Annotated in this window: 1 protein-coding gene; it reads left to right on the forward strand. The window is 65.2% G+C overall.

The window, feature by feature from the left end:
• Positions 1–414, forward strand: a 414-nt coding sequence (locus tag I6F37_RS42075) for an AAA family ATPase (protein ID WP_225154681.1), incomplete at both ends; no start/stop codon positions are given.

Below are 414 nucleotides of genomic sequence, written 5' to 3' on the forward strand. Positions count from 1 at the left end.
GCCCTCGTCGGTTACCAGCAGCCCAAGATCCTGGCTAACCTCGTGCTGCTGTCGGAAATTCCGACGACTTACGACAAGAAAGAGCAGCGCCAGGTCAACTCCGGCAACCTGCTGTTGCGAGGGGTGCCGGGCGTCGGCAAGACGTTCTTCGGCGTCATCCTCGCGGCCATCAGCGACGCCAAGTTCGCGCGCATCCAGGGCCGCGCCGACCTGCAGCCGACCGAAGTGGTCGGCTTCCAGATGATCAACCCGGCGACCGGCGAGCTGACGACCGAAATGGGCCCGCTCGCCGAGGCGGAAGTGATCCTGCTCGACGAGATCAACCGCATCCCGCTCAAGTCGCAGAGCGCCTTCCTCGAGGGCCTGCAGGATCGCACCGTGACCGTCGGCAAGAAGACCTACGAGCTGCCGGCG

The organism is Bradyrhizobium sp. NBAIM08 (assembly GCF_020193935.1).
GTDB classification, from domain to species: domain Bacteria; phylum Pseudomonadota; class Alphaproteobacteria; order Rhizobiales; family Xanthobacteraceae; genus Bradyrhizobium; species Bradyrhizobium yuanmingense.